Origin of the sequence: Chryseobacterium sp. C-71 (genome assembly GCF_020911865.1) — a bacterium.
GTDB lineage: Bacteria > Bacteroidota > Bacteroidia > Flavobacteriales > Weeksellaceae > Chryseobacterium.
In genome coordinates, this window is sequence record NZ_CP087131.1 from 378489 (window position 1) to 395723 (window position 17235).

At 33.9% G+C, this 17235-nt stretch carries 20 protein-coding genes; 10 read left to right on the top strand and 10 right to left on the bottom strand.

Features of this window, described 5'->3' with window-relative positions; all coding sequences use genetic code 11:
• Positions 1 to 19: 19 nt before the first annotated feature.
• Positions 20 to 841 (top strand): hypothetical protein, encoded by an 822-nt coding sequence (locus tag LNP04_RS01565; protein WP_229984839.1) that lies wholly within the window; start codon positions 20 to 22, stop codon positions 839 to 841.
• A gap of 202 nt (positions 842 to 1043) precedes the next feature.
• Here the strand turns inward: LNP04_RS01565 and LNP04_RS01570 are convergent, their stop codons facing one another.
• The 4 genes from LNP04_RS01570 to aroB all read right to left on the bottom strand — a co-directional run bounded on the left by LNP04_RS01570 (position 1044) and on the right by aroB (position 4549).
• Positions 1044 to 1850, bottom strand: coding sequence for an enoyl-ACP reductase (locus tag LNP04_RS01570; protein WP_229984840.1), 807 nt, complete (start codon positions 1848 to 1850; stop codon positions 1044 to 1046).
• 121 nt (positions 1851 to 1971) lie between these two features.
• Positions 1972 to 2271, bottom strand: coding sequence for a hypothetical protein (locus LNP04_RS01575; protein WP_229984841.1), 300 nt, complete (start codon positions 2269 to 2271; stop codon positions 1972 to 1974).
• 296 nt (positions 2272 to 2567) lie between these two features.
• Complete coding sequence (locus tag LNP04_RS01580; RefSeq protein WP_229984842.1) at positions 2568 to 3272, bottom strand: porin family protein; 705 nt, start codon at positions 3270 to 3272, stop codon at positions 2568 to 2570.
• A 230-nt stretch (positions 3273 to 3502) separates the two neighbouring features.
• On the bottom strand, positions 3503 to 4549 hold the full coding sequence (aroB, locus tag LNP04_RS01585) for a 3-dehydroquinate synthase (RefSeq protein ID WP_229984843.1): 1047 nt from the start codon (positions 4547 to 4549) through the stop codon (positions 3503 to 3505).
• A 390-nt stretch (positions 4550 to 4939) separates the two neighbouring features.
• On the opposite strand from aroB, the gene LNP04_RS01590 reads away from it, so the two are divergent.
• Positions 4940 to 5887: a pseudouridine synthase gene (locus LNP04_RS01590; protein WP_229986332.1), complete on the top strand. Its 948-nt coding sequence runs from the start codon at positions 4940 to 4942 to the stop codon at positions 5885 to 5887.
• Positions 5888 to 6014: 127 nt separating this feature from the next.
• Here the strand turns inward: LNP04_RS01590 and pncA are convergent, their stop codons facing one another.
• Positions 6015 to 6620: a bifunctional nicotinamidase/pyrazinamidase gene (gene pncA, locus LNP04_RS01595; protein ID WP_229984844.1), complete on the bottom strand. Its 606-nt coding sequence runs from the start codon at positions 6618 to 6620 to the stop codon at positions 6015 to 6017.
• A 343-nt stretch (positions 6621 to 6963) separates the two neighbouring features.
• On the opposite strand from pncA, the gene LNP04_RS01600 reads away from it, so the two are divergent.
• The 5 genes from LNP04_RS01600 (at position 6964) to LNP04_RS01620 (ending at position 10265) form a co-directional block, all read left to right on the top strand.
• Complete coding sequence (locus LNP04_RS01600) at positions 6964 to 8106, top strand: DEAD/DEAH box helicase (RefSeq protein WP_229984845.1); 1143 nt, start codon at positions 6964 to 6966, stop codon at positions 8104 to 8106.
• 200 nt (positions 8107 to 8306) lie between these two features.
• Positions 8307 to 8843: a YfiT family bacillithiol transferase gene (locus LNP04_RS01605; protein WP_229984846.1), complete on the top strand. Its 537-nt coding sequence runs from the start codon at positions 8307 to 8309 to the stop codon at positions 8841 to 8843.
• Positions 8837 to 9298, top strand: a complete 462-nt coding sequence (locus LNP04_RS01610; protein WP_229984847.1) for a DUF1569 domain-containing protein — start codon at positions 8837 to 8839, stop codon at positions 9296 to 9298. The genes LNP04_RS01605 and LNP04_RS01610 overlap by 7 nt, the downstream gene beginning before the upstream one ends.
• The gene (ytxJ, locus tag LNP04_RS01615) at positions 9295 to 9678 is read left to right on the top strand and encodes a bacillithiol system redox-active protein YtxJ (protein ID WP_229984848.1); all 384 of its coding nucleotides are present in this window, start codon (positions 9295 to 9297) and stop codon (positions 9676 to 9678) included. The genes LNP04_RS01610 and ytxJ overlap by 4 nt, the downstream gene beginning before the upstream one ends.
• Positions 9675 to 10265, top strand: coding sequence for a Crp/Fnr family transcriptional regulator (locus LNP04_RS01620; protein ID WP_229984849.1), 591 nt, complete (start codon positions 9675 to 9677; stop codon positions 10263 to 10265). The genes ytxJ and LNP04_RS01620 overlap by 4 nt, the downstream gene beginning before the upstream one ends.
• 3 nt (positions 10266 to 10268) lie before the next feature.
• Here the strand turns inward: LNP04_RS01620 and LNP04_RS01625 are convergent, their stop codons facing one another.
• Complete coding sequence (locus tag LNP04_RS01625) at positions 10269 to 10619, bottom strand: hypothetical protein (RefSeq protein ID WP_229984850.1); 351 nt, start codon at positions 10617 to 10619, stop codon at positions 10269 to 10271.
• 30 nt (positions 10620 to 10649) lie between these two features.
• Positions 10650 to 11156: a pyridoxamine 5'-phosphate oxidase family protein gene (locus LNP04_RS01630; protein ID WP_229984851.1), complete on the bottom strand. Its 507-nt coding sequence runs from the start codon at positions 11154 to 11156 to the stop codon at positions 10650 to 10652.
• A 315-nt stretch (positions 11157 to 11471) separates the two neighbouring features.
• On the opposite strand from LNP04_RS01630, the gene LNP04_RS01635 reads away from it, so the two are divergent.
• Positions 11472 to 12086, top strand: a complete 615-nt coding sequence (locus LNP04_RS01635) for a Crp/Fnr family transcriptional regulator (protein WP_229984852.1) — start codon at positions 11472 to 11474, stop codon at positions 12084 to 12086.
• Positions 12087 to 12121: 35 nt separating this feature from the next.
• A complete protein-coding gene (locus tag LNP04_RS01640) occupies positions 12122 to 12865 on the top strand; it encodes an SDR family oxidoreductase (RefSeq protein WP_229984853.1) in 744 nt (247 codons plus the stop codon).
• Between the two features lie 31 nt (positions 12866 to 12896).
• On the opposite strand, the gene LNP04_RS01645 is transcribed toward LNP04_RS01640, so the two are convergent.
• Positions 12897 to 13490, bottom strand: coding sequence for a Crp/Fnr family transcriptional regulator (locus tag LNP04_RS01645; RefSeq protein ID WP_229984854.1), 594 nt, complete (start codon positions 13488 to 13490; stop codon positions 12897 to 12899).
• A 302-nt stretch (positions 13491 to 13792) separates the two neighbouring features.
• Here LNP04_RS01645 and LNP04_RS01650 point away from each other — a divergent pair, with 302 nt between their 5' ends.
• Positions 13793 to 14095, top strand: coding sequence for a hypothetical protein (locus tag LNP04_RS01650; protein WP_229984855.1), 303 nt, complete (start codon positions 13793 to 13795; stop codon positions 14093 to 14095).
• A gap of 6 nt (positions 14096 to 14101) precedes the next feature.
• Here the strand turns inward: LNP04_RS01650 and pdeM are convergent, their stop codons facing one another.
• Both pdeM and LNP04_RS01660 read right to left on the bottom strand, forming a co-directional pair.
• On the bottom strand, positions 14102 to 14746 hold the full coding sequence (gene pdeM / locus LNP04_RS01655; RefSeq protein ID WP_229984856.1) for a ligase-associated DNA damage response endonuclease PdeM: 645 nt from the start codon (positions 14744 to 14746) through the stop codon (positions 14102 to 14104).
• Positions 14747 to 14770: 24 nt separating this feature from the next.
• Complete coding sequence (locus LNP04_RS01660; protein ID WP_229986333.1) at positions 14771 to 17179, bottom strand: ligase-associated DNA damage response DEXH box helicase; 2409 nt, start codon at positions 17177 to 17179, stop codon at positions 14771 to 14773.
• Between the last annotated feature and the right edge of the window lie 56 nt (positions 17180 to 17235).

Below are 17235 nucleotides of genomic sequence, written 5' to 3' on the forward strand. Positions count from 1 at the left end.
AGTTTACAATGAACCTTATATGATGAAAAGAACATTATTTTTATTAAGCAATTTATTAGCAGGATCTATTTTAGCACAAAATGTAGGTATCAATACCGAAACTCCGAATCAGTCTGCAATTCTACACTTAGAAGCTACAAACATGGGATTCCTTCCTCCGCGTATAGATCTGAATTCAGCCACAGACGTAGTCACTATCGCTAATCCGGCTACGGGATTATTAGTTTTTAATACGGGCTTAGGATTACTGAAAACAAAAGGATATTATTATTGGGACGGAGTTAAATGGACGAGATTTGGTATTGCAGATGGGGGTGGTGATTTCCAGATTGGTGAAGAAAGAGGATATAGATTTCTTGTTCCGGGAACCTTTCAAAATTCTACTGGAAATACAAGTAAAAATCAAATGACGGGAAAGCTAGCATCTCAAACAGGAACTATCAACAGAAAAGCACTTTCCGAATTTGTAAATCCAGCAGAACTGCCACTTTTTGAAGGTCTTAGATTAGATGTTTTAGGAGGAGAGAATAGTGTTTTGAAGCCGCGTTTTTACAATACTACAAACAGTAACATATTAGTCTCTTATGCAACATTATCTACAAGCAATCCTTTACAAAACTCACCTAATATGACAATACTTCCCAATTATTATAGTACTCCTATTGATGGTGACGACTGGCTGAATACCAATTATGGAAATATGGAACAAGATCTTGTAGAAATCTTGTTTGAAGATGGTAAATATTACAGAATGTCTATCGTAGCATACTCTACTAATTCCTCCTATAATACCGCTGCATCGAATACTGTTATTGGAATTTCTTTAAAAAGAGTTCAATAAATTATATCAAGTGTTATTCTATTCAATGAAGCCAAGGCAATTGCTTTGGCTTTGTTTTTTTTTAAGTCGTTCTTTAAATTATTACGACAGAAGCGGAAGTTACAAATCATTTTTTTTGAAATACATCATATACTATAAAGTAAAAGACCAAAGTAAATATTTTCACTTTGGTCTTTTTTTATTTTAATGTAATATTTTGGGACTAAAAATCATATTTCTCAATCACTTTCTGAGTAACTCCGGTGTTACTGAATCCTCCATCATGGAATAAATTCTGCATCGTCACTTTCTTGGTAAGATCTGAGAATAAAGTTACACAGTAATCTGCACACTCAAGAGCTGATGCATTTCCCAGTGGAGACATATCTTCAGCATATCCTAAGAAACCTCCAAAACCTTTTACTCCGCTTCCTGCAGTAGTAACTGTTGGAGACTGAGAAACTGTATTCACACGTACTTTTCTTTCGCCCCAGTAATATCCGAAAGTTCTTGCAATACTTTCTAAGTATGCTTTATTGTCAGACATATCATTGTAATCCGGGAATGTTCTTTGAGCTGCAATGTAAGTAAGAGCCAAGATGCTTCCCCATTCATTCATACAGTTCTTTTCCCACGCTGTACGCATTACTTTGTGGAAAGATACTGCTGAGATATCCCAACCTTTCTCTGTCCAATCGTAATTCATCTCAGTGTAGTGTTTTCCTTTTCTTACATTTACGGACATTCCTATCGAGTGAAGAATAAAATCTATTTTCCCAAATTTTGCGATTGCAGCATCAAAAAGTTTATCAAGATCTTCAGTAGAAGTAGCATCTGCGCCAATTACTTCAGAGCCTGTTTTTTCAGCTAATCCGTTCAGTTCTCCCATTCTTAGAGCGATAGGAGCATTAGATAATATAAATTCAGCGCCTTCTTCATGGCATCTCTCAGCAACTTTCCATGCGATAGATTGTTCATTAAGGGCTCCAAAAATAATTCCTTTCTTCCCTTTAAGTAAACCGTATGACATAATTTTTTAATGTTTAATATCTACAAATGTAGCAATAATTTATGTTTAGGACATAATAAAAAACGGAGCCTTTGTAAAAAGACTCCATTTTCTTTGAATATATTTAAAAGACTGAATTTTTCTAATTCGTTTTCTTGTTCCATTCTGCTTTCACATCTTCAGCAGCATCTTTTGTTTTTTCCCAGGCATCACTTGCGCCATCTTTAATGTCTTCCCAAGTTTCAGAAGCATTAGCTTTCACTCTGTCTAGCCAGTCTTCCTGAGTAGCTTCCTGATCATTATCACGTTTTTCTTTGATATAATCTCTTGCTTTGTCAGCTAGGTCACTGATTTTCCATTTTGCGTCACTTGCAGTATTTCTTAATGCATCTTCTGTATTATTTACTGCTTTTTCTGCTTTGTTGTAATCTTGATTGTCCATAATATTATTGTATTTAAGTGTTATATATACTATGTTAAACAAGAACTATTCCTAAAAAAAAATACGATAGTTAAAATTTTCATAAAATTTAAATAATCTTTTACGTTTGTGTAAAATTTATACTTGTAGAATTACGATGATTTGATTTTTTAAAGTAATTCTAACTCATCAGCATTTTAACGTGATGATCAATGAGTTTTGAAAAAACATTGCAATAGTTTTATTTAAACAAAAAAAAATCCGTCATACGATTTTGTATGACGGATTCATCTTTATTGAAATAAGATTATTTTTTCTTAGAACTTGTAAGCCAAACCTACTTGGAAAGTATTGTTTCTTACAGCATCAGAACCATTTGGTCTGTCTTTAGCAACATCAGTTACACCAGCAACATATCTCGCTGTGATACCAATATTATCTGTGAAATAATAACCAGCACCAAGACCTACTCCGAAATTGAATGTATTTAAATTATCCTTATCAATTTTGTCACTATAACTTGCTGATGATGTAGAAGTGTTAGAACCTGTTGTAACGGTAGTAGTTCTATCACCTTTATTTTTAGCACCTACTAAAAATCCGAATTCAGGACCTGCTTCAACATAGAAGTTTGGTACAAAATTATATTGGAACATTACAGGAACTGCTATGTAATCAAGATTTGTTGAATAAGATTCAACATTTCTAGTTGTTGTACCAAGTACTGTAAATTCGTCTGTGCTTTCTATTTTAGCACCATACTGGCTATACAAAACCTCTGGCTGAATACTAAAAGATTCTGCTACCGGAATTGTTGCAAAAATACCAGCGTTAAAACCGATTTTTGATTTTTGGTCTTCAAGACCTGCATCTTTAGATAAAGAAGAAACGTTCATACCACCCTTAACACCGAATCTTACATCTGATGAAGATGTTGATCTTGTTGTTGTAGTAGTTGTAGTTGTCTGAGCGAATGCTAATGAACCTGCTGTAATTGCTAGTCCTAAAATTAACTTTTTCATAACTTTAAATTTTTAATATTTACTATTTCCTAATTTTAAATTTTACTGTCAAATTTTTCATTTTGACGAATGGTATCTTTCAAATTGTTTGCCAAAACCATAATTATAGGTCTGGATAAGACATGACAGATATCATTAAATTGAATGTTTATTTTTAAATACCTTAAAATCAGGTGTTTAAATTATGCATTGAAATAATATGTTATGAATAATATTTGTTAAATTTAGTTTTAAAAATCACTCAGTTTTCTATAAAAATCCAATGATTTTTGAATGTTTTGTGTCTTGCATTCGTGGTCAAAAATACAAGATCCAATTCCTGAAAGTAAGGAAAAGTTAATTTTCGTGTCTGTATTCTTCTTATCATTTAGTAATAATCTGAAAATATCGTCATCTTTAAATTCACTTAAATCTATAAATGAATAATATTTCTGAATATTTTCGATAATCAATTCTGAATCTTCTATTGAAATCAAACCTTCCAGATAAGAAAGATGCGTTTCGCAAATCATTCCAAGTGCCACAGCCTCACCGTGGAGAATAGGATTTTCTTTTTCTAAACATAAGCTTTCTATTGCATGACCAATCGTATGTCCAAAATTCAGGGTTTTTCTTACATTTTTCTCGTGAAAATCTTTGTCTACAACCTCCTGCTTAATATCCATTGAAGTCTGAATGTGTGGAAAAATACCTTCAACGTCTAATTTCTGAATCTGAATTAAATTTTCCCAATGAGCTTTGTCTGCAATCAAACCATGTTTCAGCATTTCAGCAAAGCCGCTTCGAAGTTCTTTATAAGGAAGCGTTTCTAAAAATTGAGGATACACAAAAATCTGCTCCGGAAAACTAAAGGTTCCTACCATATTTTTATAATGCATCAGATCAATACCGGTTTTTCCGCCGATAGAAGCATCACACATGGATAGAAGAGTAGTAGGAATATTGATAAACTGAATCCCTCTTTTATAAGTACAAGCAATAAAACCACCCATATCAGTAATCACGCCGCCGCCAACATTGATGATCAGAGCTTTTCGGTCAGCCTGCATTTCAGTTAAAATTTCCCACAATTGAGTGACCGTCTGAATGTTTTTCATTTCCTCGCCAGGCTCAACTTCCAGAATTTCAAAACTGATTTCTGTTTCCAAATTCCCCAGAAGTACAGGAAGACAATATTCATGCGTATTTTCGTCTACAAGAATAAATATTTTGCTGAATGTGTTTTGGGTAATAAAATCGTTGAGCTGAGAAAAATTTTGGTCTAAAAAAGTAATCATTTTTTGATTTTTGAATAAATTAATAAGCAAACAATTGTACAAAGTTATGATTCTTAATTTCTAACTCGTAACTAAATCACTATCTTTGCAAAAATATTTAGAATGAGCAGAGACAATAATAATTCAGGAAGACCAAAAAAACCGAGATCTTCAACAAGAAATTCGGACAGTCCTCGCTCTCCTAAATCTGGAAATTCTTCAGATTCAAAATCTTTTAAGAAGCCGTTCTCTAAAACTGGCGGAAGAAGTTTTGAGCCAAAAGATAGAGATGACAACGGCTCATCAAAATTTGAAAAAAAGCCTTTCGGCAGAAGCGATAGAGATACTGACAGCTCTACACCTTTTTCAAAACCTGATTCTAGGAGATCTGATACTAGCTATGAGAGTCGAATGGAAAAGAAATACTCAAAAGTTGAAAAAGAACCATTTGTATCCAACAAGGGTGAAGAAAAAAAATCTTTTGGATCTAAAAGGGGTGGTGTAAGAAGTACCAATACCAGAGATAAATACGAAAGAGGAAGCTTAAAATATGGAAGAAGACCTGGCAGCGAGACTGACAGAGATGATGACAGAGCAAGATCTTTTGTACAGAAAAGAAGATTCAAGAAAGTTGAAAAAGATGTTCATAAAGACACGATTCGTCTTAACAAATACATCGCAAACTCAGGAATTTGCAGCAGGAGAGAAGCGGATGACTTAATCGTTCAAGGATTGGTAGAAGTCAACGGAAAGGTAGTTACCGAAATGGGATATCAGGTTGAGAAAACAGATAAAGTAGTTTTTGACGGACAGGGTATTACTCCGGAAAAACCAGTTTATGTACTTTTGAATAAGCCAAAAGGATATATTTCTACAACCAAAGATGACAAAGCAAGAAAAACCGTGATGGATTTGGTTGCCAATGCATCACCATATCGTCTGTTCCCGGTGGGAAGATTAGACCGTTCTACAACGGGAGTTATTCTTTTGACCAATGACGGACACATGACGAAGAAACTGACGCACCCATCTTTTGATTCTAAAAAAATCTATCATGTCACTTTGGATAAGAAATTAACCAATGAAGACATGAAGCTGATTGCGGAAGGTATTCGCTTGGAAGAAGGTATTGCAGTGGTAGATCAAATTTCGTTCATCGAAGGGAAACCAAGAAATGAAATTGGAATGGAAATCAGCATCGGCTGGAACCGTCTTATCAGAAGAATTTTCCAAAGATTAGGATACGAGGTGGAAGCATTAGACAGAGTAATGTTTGCAGGAATGACGAAGAAAAACATCAAAAGAGGACATTGGAGAATCCTTACAGATTTGGAAGTGAATAACTTGAAAATGCTTTAATAGAGATTTAAGTTTAAAATATAAAAGACGCAGAATTGATTTCTGCGTCTTTTTTTGTGTAGTAGATTATCAGTTAAGTTTGTATTAATAATTAACTCATAATTAATAATACAAAACTTATAACAGATTACCCCAAAACCGTCACCCCTTTCTGAATCATCTCAAAAACAGCATCTTTACCGTTATCTGGTTTTACATTGACAGCACGGGTTCCGTTAAAATGAAGACAAGTTACGTAACCGTTTGCCACAGCATCTGTAGCGGTGAATTTTACACAGTAATCTAATGCCAGCCCAACAATTTCAACCAATTGAATATCGTGATATTTTAAAAAGTCATCCAAACCGGTTTTCATAAAGTGATTGTTATCCTGAAAACCACTGTAAGCATCAATTTCAGTATTTTTCCCTTTTTGAATTACATGAGTTACTTTTTCTCTGTTCAGATCTTTATGAAATTCTGCCCCGAACGTTCCTTCCACACAATGATCTGGCCACATAAACTGCGGAACACCGTTTAAAATAATACTTTCGCCAACTTTTCTATTGTTATTGCTTGCAAAACTTTTATGGTTGGCAGGATGCCAGTCCTGCGTCAGAACAATTTGGTCATATTCATTTTCTTCCATCAGAAGATTGATGTACGGAATTACTTCGTTTGCTCCTGGAACAGCTAAAGCTCCGCCTTCACAAAAATCATTCTGAACATCGACTATTATTAATGCTTTTTTCATACTTATTATTATGGTTGATTTTTTTAATAATTTATTAAAATCTAATATTCAAAAATTTATCCAAATTTTAATTATCGGACAAAACGGCATTTAGAATATCGTTCTCAATCAATTTTATAAATGTGAAGAAGCTTATTAATACCTAAAAATGAACGCTCAGTTTGTCATTCCGGAGGAATCTCTATGATACTTTATTTTCGATATTTAGATTCCTCCGGAATGACAAACTGCACGGAAAATGAAAAGGTTAAATAAAAGTCTTTATTTATTAAAATTATTACAATCAGTATTTTCTGGAATAAACAAATACCAATAGCTTATCTTTGCAATAAATCAATATTTTATGTTATTTGAGTCTTTAGGATTATCAAGCAATATCATTCATTCTGTTAAAAAGTTAGGGTATTTAAAACCATTTCCAATTCAGGAACAGGCTATTCCTGTAATTTTACAAGGAAAAGATTTGATGGGAATTGCTCAAACAGGTTCCGGAAAAACAGCTTGTTTTGTAATGCCGATTTTAGAGAAACTGCAAAATGCAGACGTGAAAAAAGATCGTAACGTTCAGGTTTTGATATTGGTTCCTACAAGAGAATTGGCGATTCAGATTGATGAAGTTTTCAGAGCTTTTACAGAAAACTTGAAACGTGAGATTCGTACAATGGCAGTGTATGGAGGTGTTTCTATCAACCCACAGATGAAAGGAATGTTTGGTGTAGAGGTTCTTATTGCAACACCTGGTCGTCTTTTAGATTTGATCGATCATAATGCATTGAGCATTTCGGGAATTCAACATTTGGTGATTGATGAAGCCGACAAAATGTTTCAGCTTGGTTTTGGAGAAGAGATGGATAAGCTTTTCGGAATGATGCCTGTGATGAAACAGACGACGTTATTTTCTGCAACGTTAGATGAAAAGGTTTCTGAGATGAAGAAACGTATTTCAATGAATCCCATATTGATTGAAATTAAAAAAGAAGAAGTTGAAATCGACAATATTGAGCAAATGGCATATCACGTTTCGCCTGAAAATAAAGGTCCATTTTTAAGATATTTAATTAAAGAAAAGAAAGTTGAGAAAGCACTGATTTTTGTCTCATCTACAAAATCTGCTGACAATTTGGTTGAAAAACTAAAGAAAAATAAAATTAAAGCTGTTGCTATTCACAGTCAGAAATCGCAGGGTGCGCGTAGAAATAATCTGGAAGAATTTAAAGTGAATGGCGCTCAGATTTTGGTCGCAACAGATTTGATTGGTCGTGGTATTCATATCGAGTCTTTGCCTTGTGTGATTAATTATGAATTGCCGCGTTCGCCTTTAGATTATATTCACAGAATTGGTAGGACAGGTCGTGCAGGCGAAAAAGGAACTGCCATCAATATTCTGACGGATGATGAATTGCAACATTTTCGAGTGATTCAGAAAAAAATGGGAAAGAAAATCACTTTACAGCGTACAGAAGGTATTGATTTACATGGTTATTAATGTATTCAATTAAACTTATAATAAACTTCAATTTTTAAAAGAATTGGAGTTTTTTTTGTCTAAAATTTTCAGACAAAATAATGATAATTAAAGTTTATTTCATATTTAAATTCTCGGATTTTTGATATTTTTACAAAAAACTTATTATCAAAAATTGCTTAAAAAAGATTGGAAAAGCAAGACTCAAATAAAAATCAACTATGGATAATTTAGAGCATAAAAAATTCCCCATCGGAAAATTTCAGGAAAATAATACCAGTTGCGACATTGAGCTGGAAAGCCATATTAAAGTCATCAAAAATTTCCCTGAAAAACTAAAAAAACTGATTGAAGATTTTTCAGATGAGCAATTAGACACACCATACAGAGAAGGTGGCTGGACGGTAAGACAACTTGTGAATCATCTGGCAGACAGTCATGCGAACAGTTTTATTCGTTTTAAATTAGCTTTAACAGAACAAAATCCAACGATAAAACCTTACGATGAAGCAAAGTGGGCAGAACTTCAGGACAGCATAAGCATGCCGGTAAAACCAGCGATGAAAATGTTGAAAGGTATTCATCAAAGATGGTATGTCTTATTAAAAACAATGACCAATAAGCAGTTTGAAAAAACCTTCCGTCATCCTGAAAAGGAAAATGACTATAATCTCAGATATTTTTTGGCTTTTTACGCTTGGCATTGCAATCATCACTTTGCACACATTGAAAACTTAAAGAACGAAAAAGCTTGGTAAAAAAAAGTCTTCATAACAGCAATGATTTTAATGAAATTATCTCAAGAATCTCACTGCTTTCCGAAAATTCTCATAGAAAATGGGGTAGGATGAACGTTGCACAAATGCTCACTCATTGCGAATTGATTTTAAAAGTTCCATTGAAAAAAGTTCATCTTTCTAAGCCAAATTTTATATTCAGAGCAATAGGAATTTTAACTAAAAAAGAAATTCAGATTTTCAATAACGGAATTCCGCATAATATGCCGAGTTTTCAAAAACTAATCGTTAATTTTGAGTGTGATTTTGAGGGAGCAAAAAATAATCTTTTGAACACGCTAAACGAATACGTAAAAGCTTATGAAAATCATAATTTGCCCAATGATCACGCACTTTTTGGAACGATGAAAGAAAAGGATTGGGGTTTTATGGAATATAAACATCTCAATCACCATTTAAAACAATTTAATGTATGAGTTTTTTAGATAAAATATTTGGCGGAAAGACAGAAGAAAATAAGTCAAAATCTTTTTGGAATTTAATAGAATCTGAAAAAGATTTGGAAGAAGCTATTAAAAAATCGTATTCTGGAAAAATTGCGATTTTCAAACATTCTACGAGCTGTTTTATCAGTAAAACGGTTTTGAAAAATTTTGAAAAAGAAATTGAAGAAGCTCAGGAACATGGCGCTACCCTTTACTTTTTAGACCTTTTGGCGCACAGAAATATTTCGAATAAAATCGCAGAAGATTTCGGGATAAGACATGAAAGTCCGCAATTGATTGTCATCGAAAATGGTGACGAAATCAATAATGCATCACATCAGGATATCACTTTAAGCCAGATCACCTCATGAGTAATATGACCAATTATTTAGCAAAAGTTTTAGAGGTTCCAGCAGAACGATTAAGCCTTTGCAGTGTACAATACGAAACAAAAAAAGTTTCTAAAGGTGAGCTTTTGTTGCAATACGGTGAAGTTTGCCGCAATACATTTTTCGTAGAAAAAGGACTTTTAAGAATGTTTTCTATTGATAAAAACGGAAAAGAGCACATTATTCAGTTTGCTCCTGAAAACTGGTTGATTGGCGACCGAAGCAGTCTTTATTTCAGTGAAAAATCAAACTATTATATTGAAGCAGTAGAAGATTCTGAAGTTTCAGTTTTGCAGCGTGATTTTTTTAATAGATTATTAGAAGAGTTTCCAAACAGCATAGAAAAAAATGATTTAGTCCTCCAAAAACATGTGAAAAGTTTACAAGACAGAATCAATTCTTTATTGGGTGAAACAGCAGAAGAAAGATATTTAAAATTCATCAAAATGTATCCTGATCTGCTTCTCAGAGTTCCACAGTGGATGGTGGCATCATATTTAGGAATCACACCTGAAAGCTTAAGCCGTGTGAGAAAAGAGTTGGCGAGAAAAAATTTTATAACTGATTAGTCATTAATCCGGATTCAGAATGCTTACCAATCTATTCAGATATTCCTGTTCCATCATTACTTTATCAAAAGATCTCTTCGCAAAAACAGGACAGACTTGTTTGTTTGAGTTGTGATGAAGACTGATATCATTTTCAACGAATCCGTCAAAATTCATGGCGTATTCTTTGATGAATTTATCGATGGTATTTCTTTTAATCTCACAGAGTGTGCTATTCTGAATTTTCTGCAGAGAGGTGAGAATGAAAGATTTGTCACCGGTAAAATTGATGATATTGGTAATGAACTTCAGGTTTTCGTGTGGCATGCTGTTCATTTCCTGGCGAACAGCATGCGGTTGGTCTTCAAAAATCATGGCTACATTTTTTTTAGTTTTAAAAAAATTCTAAATCGTTGCGTTTCCTTCAACTCCGTCTGAATTATCAGTTTTATTTCCGGTCACTGCTGCAGCCACAAAACTTAGCATACTTACCAATTTTCCTGCTTTGGTATCCCAATAATAACTTTCTTTAGGTTCTACTCGGATGATTGATACATTTGGGTCTTCTTTACCGTCAAACCATGCATTTGCCATTGCTGACCATTTTTCTTCGATGGTGGTTTTATCTTTATAAATTGAAGCTTCTCCGTAGATTGATAAGTATTCAGAATTGCTGTTATTCATAAAGAAAAGCTGTACTCTTCGGTCATCTCTGATTTCAAAATTCTTGTTACTTGCTTCGCTGCTGATAAACCAAAGATTACCTTCATCATCAGTTTCCTGAAGCCCCATTGGTCTTGAAGTAATCGGTAAAGTTTCAAGATCTGTAGCAAACATACAAATTCTTGCCTTTTCTGAAAGTTCTTTAATTTTTTTAATCGCCTCAAGGTGCGTTAGATTTTCTGTTGACATAATATTAATATTTAAGTGTGATTTAATAAAAAAAGAGAAGTGGAGATTTCTCTTGCGTTAGAAAAATGTTCTAACTGATTTTTCAACTTCAAAAATCTAACCAAAAATTAAAAAATAGCTCAAAAAATGATAATTACTTTAAAATAATTTAAAAATACATTAAATAGTTTAAATATATTGATTAATTATGATTCAAATCATAATTGTAGTGAATTAAGTTTCAGGATATAAAGATTGATTTACTAAATCAAGTAATGTTTCAATGGAAATTGGCACAAAATATGTCTTAAAAATTCGGTAAACTAATTAAATGATATGAAAACTATTAGCTGTACTAAATTAGATGAAGATCTTTTAAAGGCTTTCGGAGGTGAAATAAAATCATACAAAGAGGGTGAAAAGTTTTTTCAACAAGGTGAAATTCCTTTGTATTATTTTCAAATTGTAGAAGGAAAAGTGAAGGAAAATAATCAGGATGATGAAGGTAGAGAATTTATACACAATATTTTAGGCGCGGGTCAAAGCTTTGGAGATTCTATGTTATTTATTGACAAAAGATACCCGATCAATGCTGAAGCAATCACAGACTGCAGAGTGATAAAATTGGCTAAACCTAATTTTTTGAATCTTATTGAGAAACATCCGGAAACATCTGTTCAGATTAATTCTTGCATGTCCCAAAGAATGCATTATCAATTTATTATGATGCAAAATCTAGCTTCGAATGATCCTGTTATAAGATTGACAGGTTTATTAGAATATTTAAAAAGTTTTCACAGTGACGATATTCCTTTATCATTTCAGGTTCAGTTGACTCGACAGCAGATTGCCAATCTTACAGGACTTCGTGTAGAAACGGTTATCAGAACTATAAAAAAAATGGAAAAAGATTTTACCGTGAAAATTGACAATAGAAAAATTTTCTTTTAAAATTAATTTAAATCAAACCAAAAAGCGAAATATAAATGCAGTTAGAAAACAAATCGGTACTCATCACAGGAGCCGACAGCGGAATAGGAAAAGCAGTAGCATTACTTTTTGCTAAAGAAGGTGCCAATGTTTCAATTATGTTTCATTCGGATGAAGAGGGTGCTGCAAAAGTGATGAATGAAATTATTTCTTTAGGAAGAAAGTCAATCATTTTACAAGGCGATATCAATGACTCAGATTTTTGTAACAAAGCAGTTGAAAAAACAGTTTCAGAGTTCGGAAAATTAGATATTTTAATCAATAATGCAGGAACTCAATTTCCATGTGATAGTATTGAAAATTTGGAGGAAGAAAACATTCGTACAACTTTTAATTCAAATATCATCGGGATGATTTTATTGACCAAAGCTGCGTTTCCATCTTTAAAAGAGGGCGGGTCTGTAATCAATACTACTTCTGCTACAGCTTATCAAGGTCATGCAGAGCTATTAGATTATTCGGCAACGAAAGGAGCAATTGTCTCATTCACAAGATCATTGGCATTACAGGCTAAACCCAAAGGAATTCGGGTAAACGCTGTGGCACCAGGACCAGTAGCGACGCCACTTACTAAAGAAACTTTCGGCGAAGATGAAGAAGATCAATCTAAACCACCACTACAAAGAAATGCAACTGAAGAAGAAATTGCTGCAAGTTTTCTTTTTCTCGCATCAGATCAGGCCGTGCAGATCACAGGACAGGTTTTGCATCCCAACGGCGGATTGATTGTAAACGGATAAATTTAGTTTTAAATAAAATATAGGGAACGTATTAAAAAAATATTTTCCTGTTTTGTATTTTTAAAATTTCGTTCTTCTCCATATTTTTTGTGACTCTGATGACGGTTTCGACGCTTAATCCGGTGAGAGAAGCCAATTGCTGGCGAGTATATGGAATTTGAAATGAATATTGCGACTGATCATAATGTTGATTTTTAAGATAATTCATCAACGTTTTAAGCTTATTTTCAGGATTTTGAAATGACATGCTTTGCATCATAATGTATTTGTAATACATATTTTCTGAAATGAAATTCAAAGTAGTTTCATACAATTCAGGATTTTGTTTTAAAAGCTGCAGATAATTATGTTTTGGTAATCTGATTACTATACAATCTTCAATGGCAACAGCATTCAAAGGATAAGGTTTTGCTGTAAAGAAGGCAGTTGGCACCAAACTTCCGCCTTTAGAAATAATACCCTGAATAAACTCTTTTCCTTGGTCGTTGAAGTTGTTTATTTTCACTTTACCTTTTGTAATCTGAAAATAATAGGAAGGCGTGTCGCCTTCAGCAAAAATTATCTCGTTTGCTTTGAAATTTTTTAATTCTGCACCATTAGAAAACAGTAGATCTTCATTAATCATAAATTGATTTAAAAACACTAATTATTATTCCTTGTATTTACTTTAAATAGGGATATTTTAATAAAATGTAAAGAAAAAATAATTTTTATTAATAGTGAATTAATGTGCTACCACACAGATACCACATGGTTTTTGATTTGAGTTTAATTTAAATTTTGACATCTTGATTTCAATCATAAAAAGTCAACGGTATAATCTAATATATTTGATGATAATTAATCATTTGATGGTAGAATTATATCTAAAAACTTACTATTAAATAGATGTACTACTATGAAATGAAAAAAATATAATTGAGAAATATGATGAAAAATTTGGCAGAAGAGGAAATTATAAGACTTGCTAAAGACAACTCACCGCGACTTTTGAGTAAATTCAAAACTTCAAATCCGGATTTTTTTGAAAAACTGGCAGCAATACAAACCAATCTCCAAAATTCGGAGCTGATATTTTGTATATATCTGAAATTGAATCTAACGACAAAAGAAATTGCGACCTACACTTATGTAACCCCGAAAGCAATACAAAACAGAAAAAACAGAATCAGAAAAAAACTGAATATCTCTTCATCAGTCGATATTTATAAATGGTTTGATGAATTATAAATTTATCTAAATCTCATAAATTTCAGAATCTGTAAAAACAAAATACATTCCTTTTTTAGGGATGTTTTTTGTATCCAGACCTGTGAATTCGCTGAACGCAGGCAACAACAATTGCTTTGAAGTTTGAGCAAAACAGGGTAGTTTAATTTTCTTAACTGGAGAATTGATAACAAATCCTGGATGAATATGTCCTGTGATTTGAAACTTAGGATTTGAACGATCAAAATCGTGAACGAAAGCAATATCTTCAATTTCTAACGAAGCACTTCGTGAATCCAAACATAATTTTTTTTCTAATGTTTTCGAGATCTTATCGTGATTTCCTTCTACTAAAATGAATTTAATATCAGGATATTGATTTTGCCAAGCACAGAATTCATCAACATCTGAATTGTTTCCTGCATGCAATAAATCACCAACGATAATGAATTTTTCAGGCTGGAAGTTCTCAATTAAAATGGATAAACGCTCCAAATCATTTTTCATAATATGATTCGCTAAAGCAATTCCGTTTTTACGAAAATGAGCGGTTTTTCCGATGTGTAAATCTGAAAAAATCAACGCCTTTTCCTTTTCCCAATACAAAGCTCTTTGGTTGGTTAAAGTGAAGATTTCATTTTGAATGGTTATGTCTTTGGTCGCTATCTTCATAGTAAAGTTGGAAGACGGAAGTTTTTATTCATCTTTAATATTTCTTCCGGATTGTTTAATTAATTTCTGAATTCTCGCATCGAGATTTTCACTCGTCAGAGTCTGCCGTAAACTGTCGACCTTAATCGGGAAACTCAAAGGCGTAAATTTATTGGAATATTTTAAAATAAACTTCGATTTCTCAATTCGTTTAAAAGCTTCTACTAAACGTTGTTCCTGCAATTGCATATTGAAAACTTCCGTATAAGCCTGCCTTACCAAAAAATGATTCGGATCGTAATCTTCCAATACTTTGAAAATCAATCCGGCTGAACTTTGCAAAGCTTTATTGGAACGTTGCTGTCCAGGGAAATTCTGCACAACCATTCCTGAAATTACCGCAATATCTCTGAATTTACGTCTCGCCATTTCGGCCGAATTAATACTCGAAATCACATCAACCATCAGATTATCTCTCGTCAGAATTTTATCTAAATTATCCTCATTCAGCGGAATTTCTTTATCGCTGAACAGTTCAAAACCGTAATCATTCATCGCCATTGAAAAGGAAATTGGAGCCAGTTTGGAAATTCGGTAGGCAATCAACGCTGCCATCACTTCGTGTACCAAACGGCCTTCAAAAGGATACATAAACAAATGATAGCCTTCACGGTTTTTAATGAGTTCAATCAAAAATTCATCATCTTTCGGAATGTGTGAACGCTTTTCCTGATTGGCCAAAAGCGGATGTAGAAATTTCAGTTCCTTCTCAGAAGCTTTCGGATTCAACGCTCCGGACAATTTTTCTCGTAAAAAATGACCCAAATTTGAACTTAAAGGCAATCGTCCACCCAAGTAACTCGGCGCTTGCGCTTTTCCTTTGGAAGCCCGAACGAAAACCGTCATATCTTTAATCATCGCCACTTCCAAAACTCTACCCGCTAAAATAAATTTTTCTTCTTTTTTCAATCTTGAAATAAAATATTCCTCAACCATCCCGATATAACCACCGGAAATAAATTTAACTTTTAACATAGCATCGCTGACAATGGCGCCCATATTCATTCGATGGAGCATTGCAATTTTTCGGGAAGTCACTTTGTGCAAACCATCTTCCATCACAACAACTTTATGGTATTCTTCGTAGCTTTTCAACGCGCTTCCGCCAATCGTTAGAAAATCTATCATCGCTTTCCATTCTTCATCCCTAATCTCTTGAAACGTATAAACTTTTTTGATTCTTTCGTAAACTTCATCGGGAAAGAATCCGTCGCCAACCGCCAAAGTCATCAGGAACTGAACCAAGACATCAAAGCACAAAACCACTGGTTCACGAGGTTCAATAACTTTTTGTTTTACAGCTTCTTTTAGTGCGGCAACTTCAATCAATTCCAAAGAATGCGTAGGAACGCAGAAGATTTTTGAGGTCTCAAAAGGGGAGTGGCCACTTCGTCCTGCACGTTGCAGAAATCTCGCAACACCTTTCGCAGAACCAATTTGAATGACCGTATCAACAGGTTTAAAGTCGATTCCCAAATCCAAAGACGAAGTGGAAACAACCGCTTTTAATTTTCCTGAACTTAAATTTTCTTCGATCCAGATTCTCAAATGCGCATCAATTGAACTGTGATGAATGGCGATTTGTCCGGCAAAATCGGGGTATGCATTCAGTAAAAGCTGATACCACATTTCGCTCTGACTTCGTGTATTCGTAAAAACAATGGTCGATTTTGACTCCAAAATTATTGGAACAACTTTGTCTGCTAATTTCTGTCCGAGATGTCCTGCCCAAGGCAAAAGTTCGACTTCATCTGGGAAAACCGAAATAATATCAATTTTCTTGAGTTCTTTAGCTGTAATTTTTGTTTTCTTAATGTCATAAGGAATCAAAACATCCTGCGCTTCATTGAGATTTCCTATAGTTGCCGTAATTCCCCAGATTTTAAGTTTCGGAACATAATGAAAGAGTTGTGAAATTCCCAGTTCGACCATCACACCACGTTTTGAACCCAACAATTCGTGCCATTCATCCACCGCAACGCAATGCATATTGGTAAAGAATCGCTGATGATTTTTCTGAGCCAAAAGCAAGTGCAGACTTTCTGGAGTTACGACCAGAATTTCAGGCATATTTTTGACCTGCTGTTGACGGACTTTCGGGTCGGTGTCGCCATTTCTTACGCCGACTGCCAAGTCTAGTCCAATCTCGTCAATTGCTTCCTGCATTGCTTTGGCAATATCTTTGGATAAAGAACGAAGTGGCGTAATCCAAATCATTTTCAGCCCTTTCTTATACTTATCAGGATTCGTCAGAAAATCTGAAATTAAAGCTAAAAACACAGAAAAAGTCTTCCCAAAACCGGTCGGAGCTACCACCATTCCGCTGTAGCCACTGCCAAATTTCTTCCAGGTATCCACCTGAAATTTGAATGGGGAATTGCCTTTTTCCATCATCCAGTTTTGAATGATTTTGAAGCCTTCTGTATTTTCGTAGTTGCTCAAGATTTTAA

What these genes read in the sequence shown, in the direction of transcription:
- LNP04_RS01565 (WP_229984839.1), top strand. Translation starts at nt 20, where the DNA reads ATGATGAAAAGAACATTATTTTTATTAAGCAATTTATTAGCAGGATCT.
- LNP04_RS01570 (WP_229984840.1), bottom strand. Translation starts at nt 1,850, where the DNA reads ATGTCATACGGTTTACTTAAAGGGAAGAAAGGAATTATTTTTGGAGCC.
- LNP04_RS01575 (WP_229984841.1), bottom strand. Translation starts at nt 2,271, where the DNA reads ATGGACAATCAAGATTACAACAAAGCAGAAAAAGCAGTAAATAATACA.
- LNP04_RS01580 (WP_229984842.1), bottom strand. Translation starts at nt 3,272, where the DNA reads ATGAAAAAGTTAATTTTAGGACTAGCAATTACAGCAGGTTCATTAGCA.
- aroB (WP_229984843.1), bottom strand. Translation starts at nt 4,549, where the DNA reads ATGATTACTTTTTTAGACCAAAATTTTTCTCAGCTCAACGATTTTATT.
- LNP04_RS01590 (WP_229986332.1), top strand. Translation starts at nt 4,940, where the DNA reads ATGGAAAAGAAATACTCAAAAGTTGAAAAAGAACCATTTGTATCCAAC.
- pncA (WP_229984844.1), bottom strand. Translation starts at nt 6,620, where the DNA reads ATGAAAAAAGCATTAATAATAGTCGATGTTCAGAATGATTTTTGTGAA.
- LNP04_RS01600 (WP_229984845.1), top strand. Translation starts at nt 6,964, where the DNA reads ATGTTATTTGAGTCTTTAGGATTATCAAGCAATATCATTCATTCTGTT.
- LNP04_RS01605 (WP_229984846.1), top strand. Translation starts at nt 8,307, where the DNA reads ATGGATAATTTAGAGCATAAAAAATTCCCCATCGGAAAATTTCAGGAA.
- ytxJ (WP_229984848.1), top strand. Translation starts at nt 9,295, where the DNA reads ATGAGTTTTTTAGATAAAATATTTGGCGGAAAGACAGAAGAAAATAAG.
- LNP04_RS01620 (WP_229984849.1), top strand. Translation starts at nt 9,675, where the DNA reads ATGAGTAATATGACCAATTATTTAGCAAAAGTTTTAGAGGTTCCAGCA.
- LNP04_RS01625 (WP_229984850.1), bottom strand. Translation starts at nt 10,619, where the DNA reads ATGATTTTTGAAGACCAACCGCATGCTGTTCGCCAGGAAATGAACAGC.
- LNP04_RS01630 (WP_229984851.1), bottom strand. Translation starts at nt 11,156, where the DNA reads ATGTCAACAGAAAATCTAACGCACCTTGAGGCGATTAAAAAAATTAAA.
- LNP04_RS01635 (WP_229984852.1), top strand. Translation starts at nt 11,472, where the DNA reads ATGAAAACTATTAGCTGTACTAAATTAGATGAAGATCTTTTAAAGGCT.
- LNP04_RS01640 (WP_229984853.1), top strand. Translation starts at nt 12,122, where the DNA reads ATGCAGTTAGAAAACAAATCGGTACTCATCACAGGAGCCGACAGCGGA.
- LNP04_RS01645 (WP_229984854.1), bottom strand. Translation starts at nt 13,490, where the DNA reads ATGATTAATGAAGATCTACTGTTTTCTAATGGTGCAGAATTAAAAAAT.
- LNP04_RS01650 (WP_229984855.1), top strand. Translation starts at nt 13,793, where the DNA reads ATGATGAAAAATTTGGCAGAAGAGGAAATTATAAGACTTGCTAAAGAC.
- pdeM (WP_229984856.1), bottom strand. Translation starts at nt 14,746, where the DNA reads ATGAAGATAGCGACCAAAGACATAACCATTCAAAATGAAATCTTCACT.
- LNP04_RS01660 (WP_229986333.1), bottom strand. Translation starts at nt 17,179, where the DNA reads ATGATGGAAAAAGGCAATTCCCCATTCAAATTTCAGGTGGATACCTGG.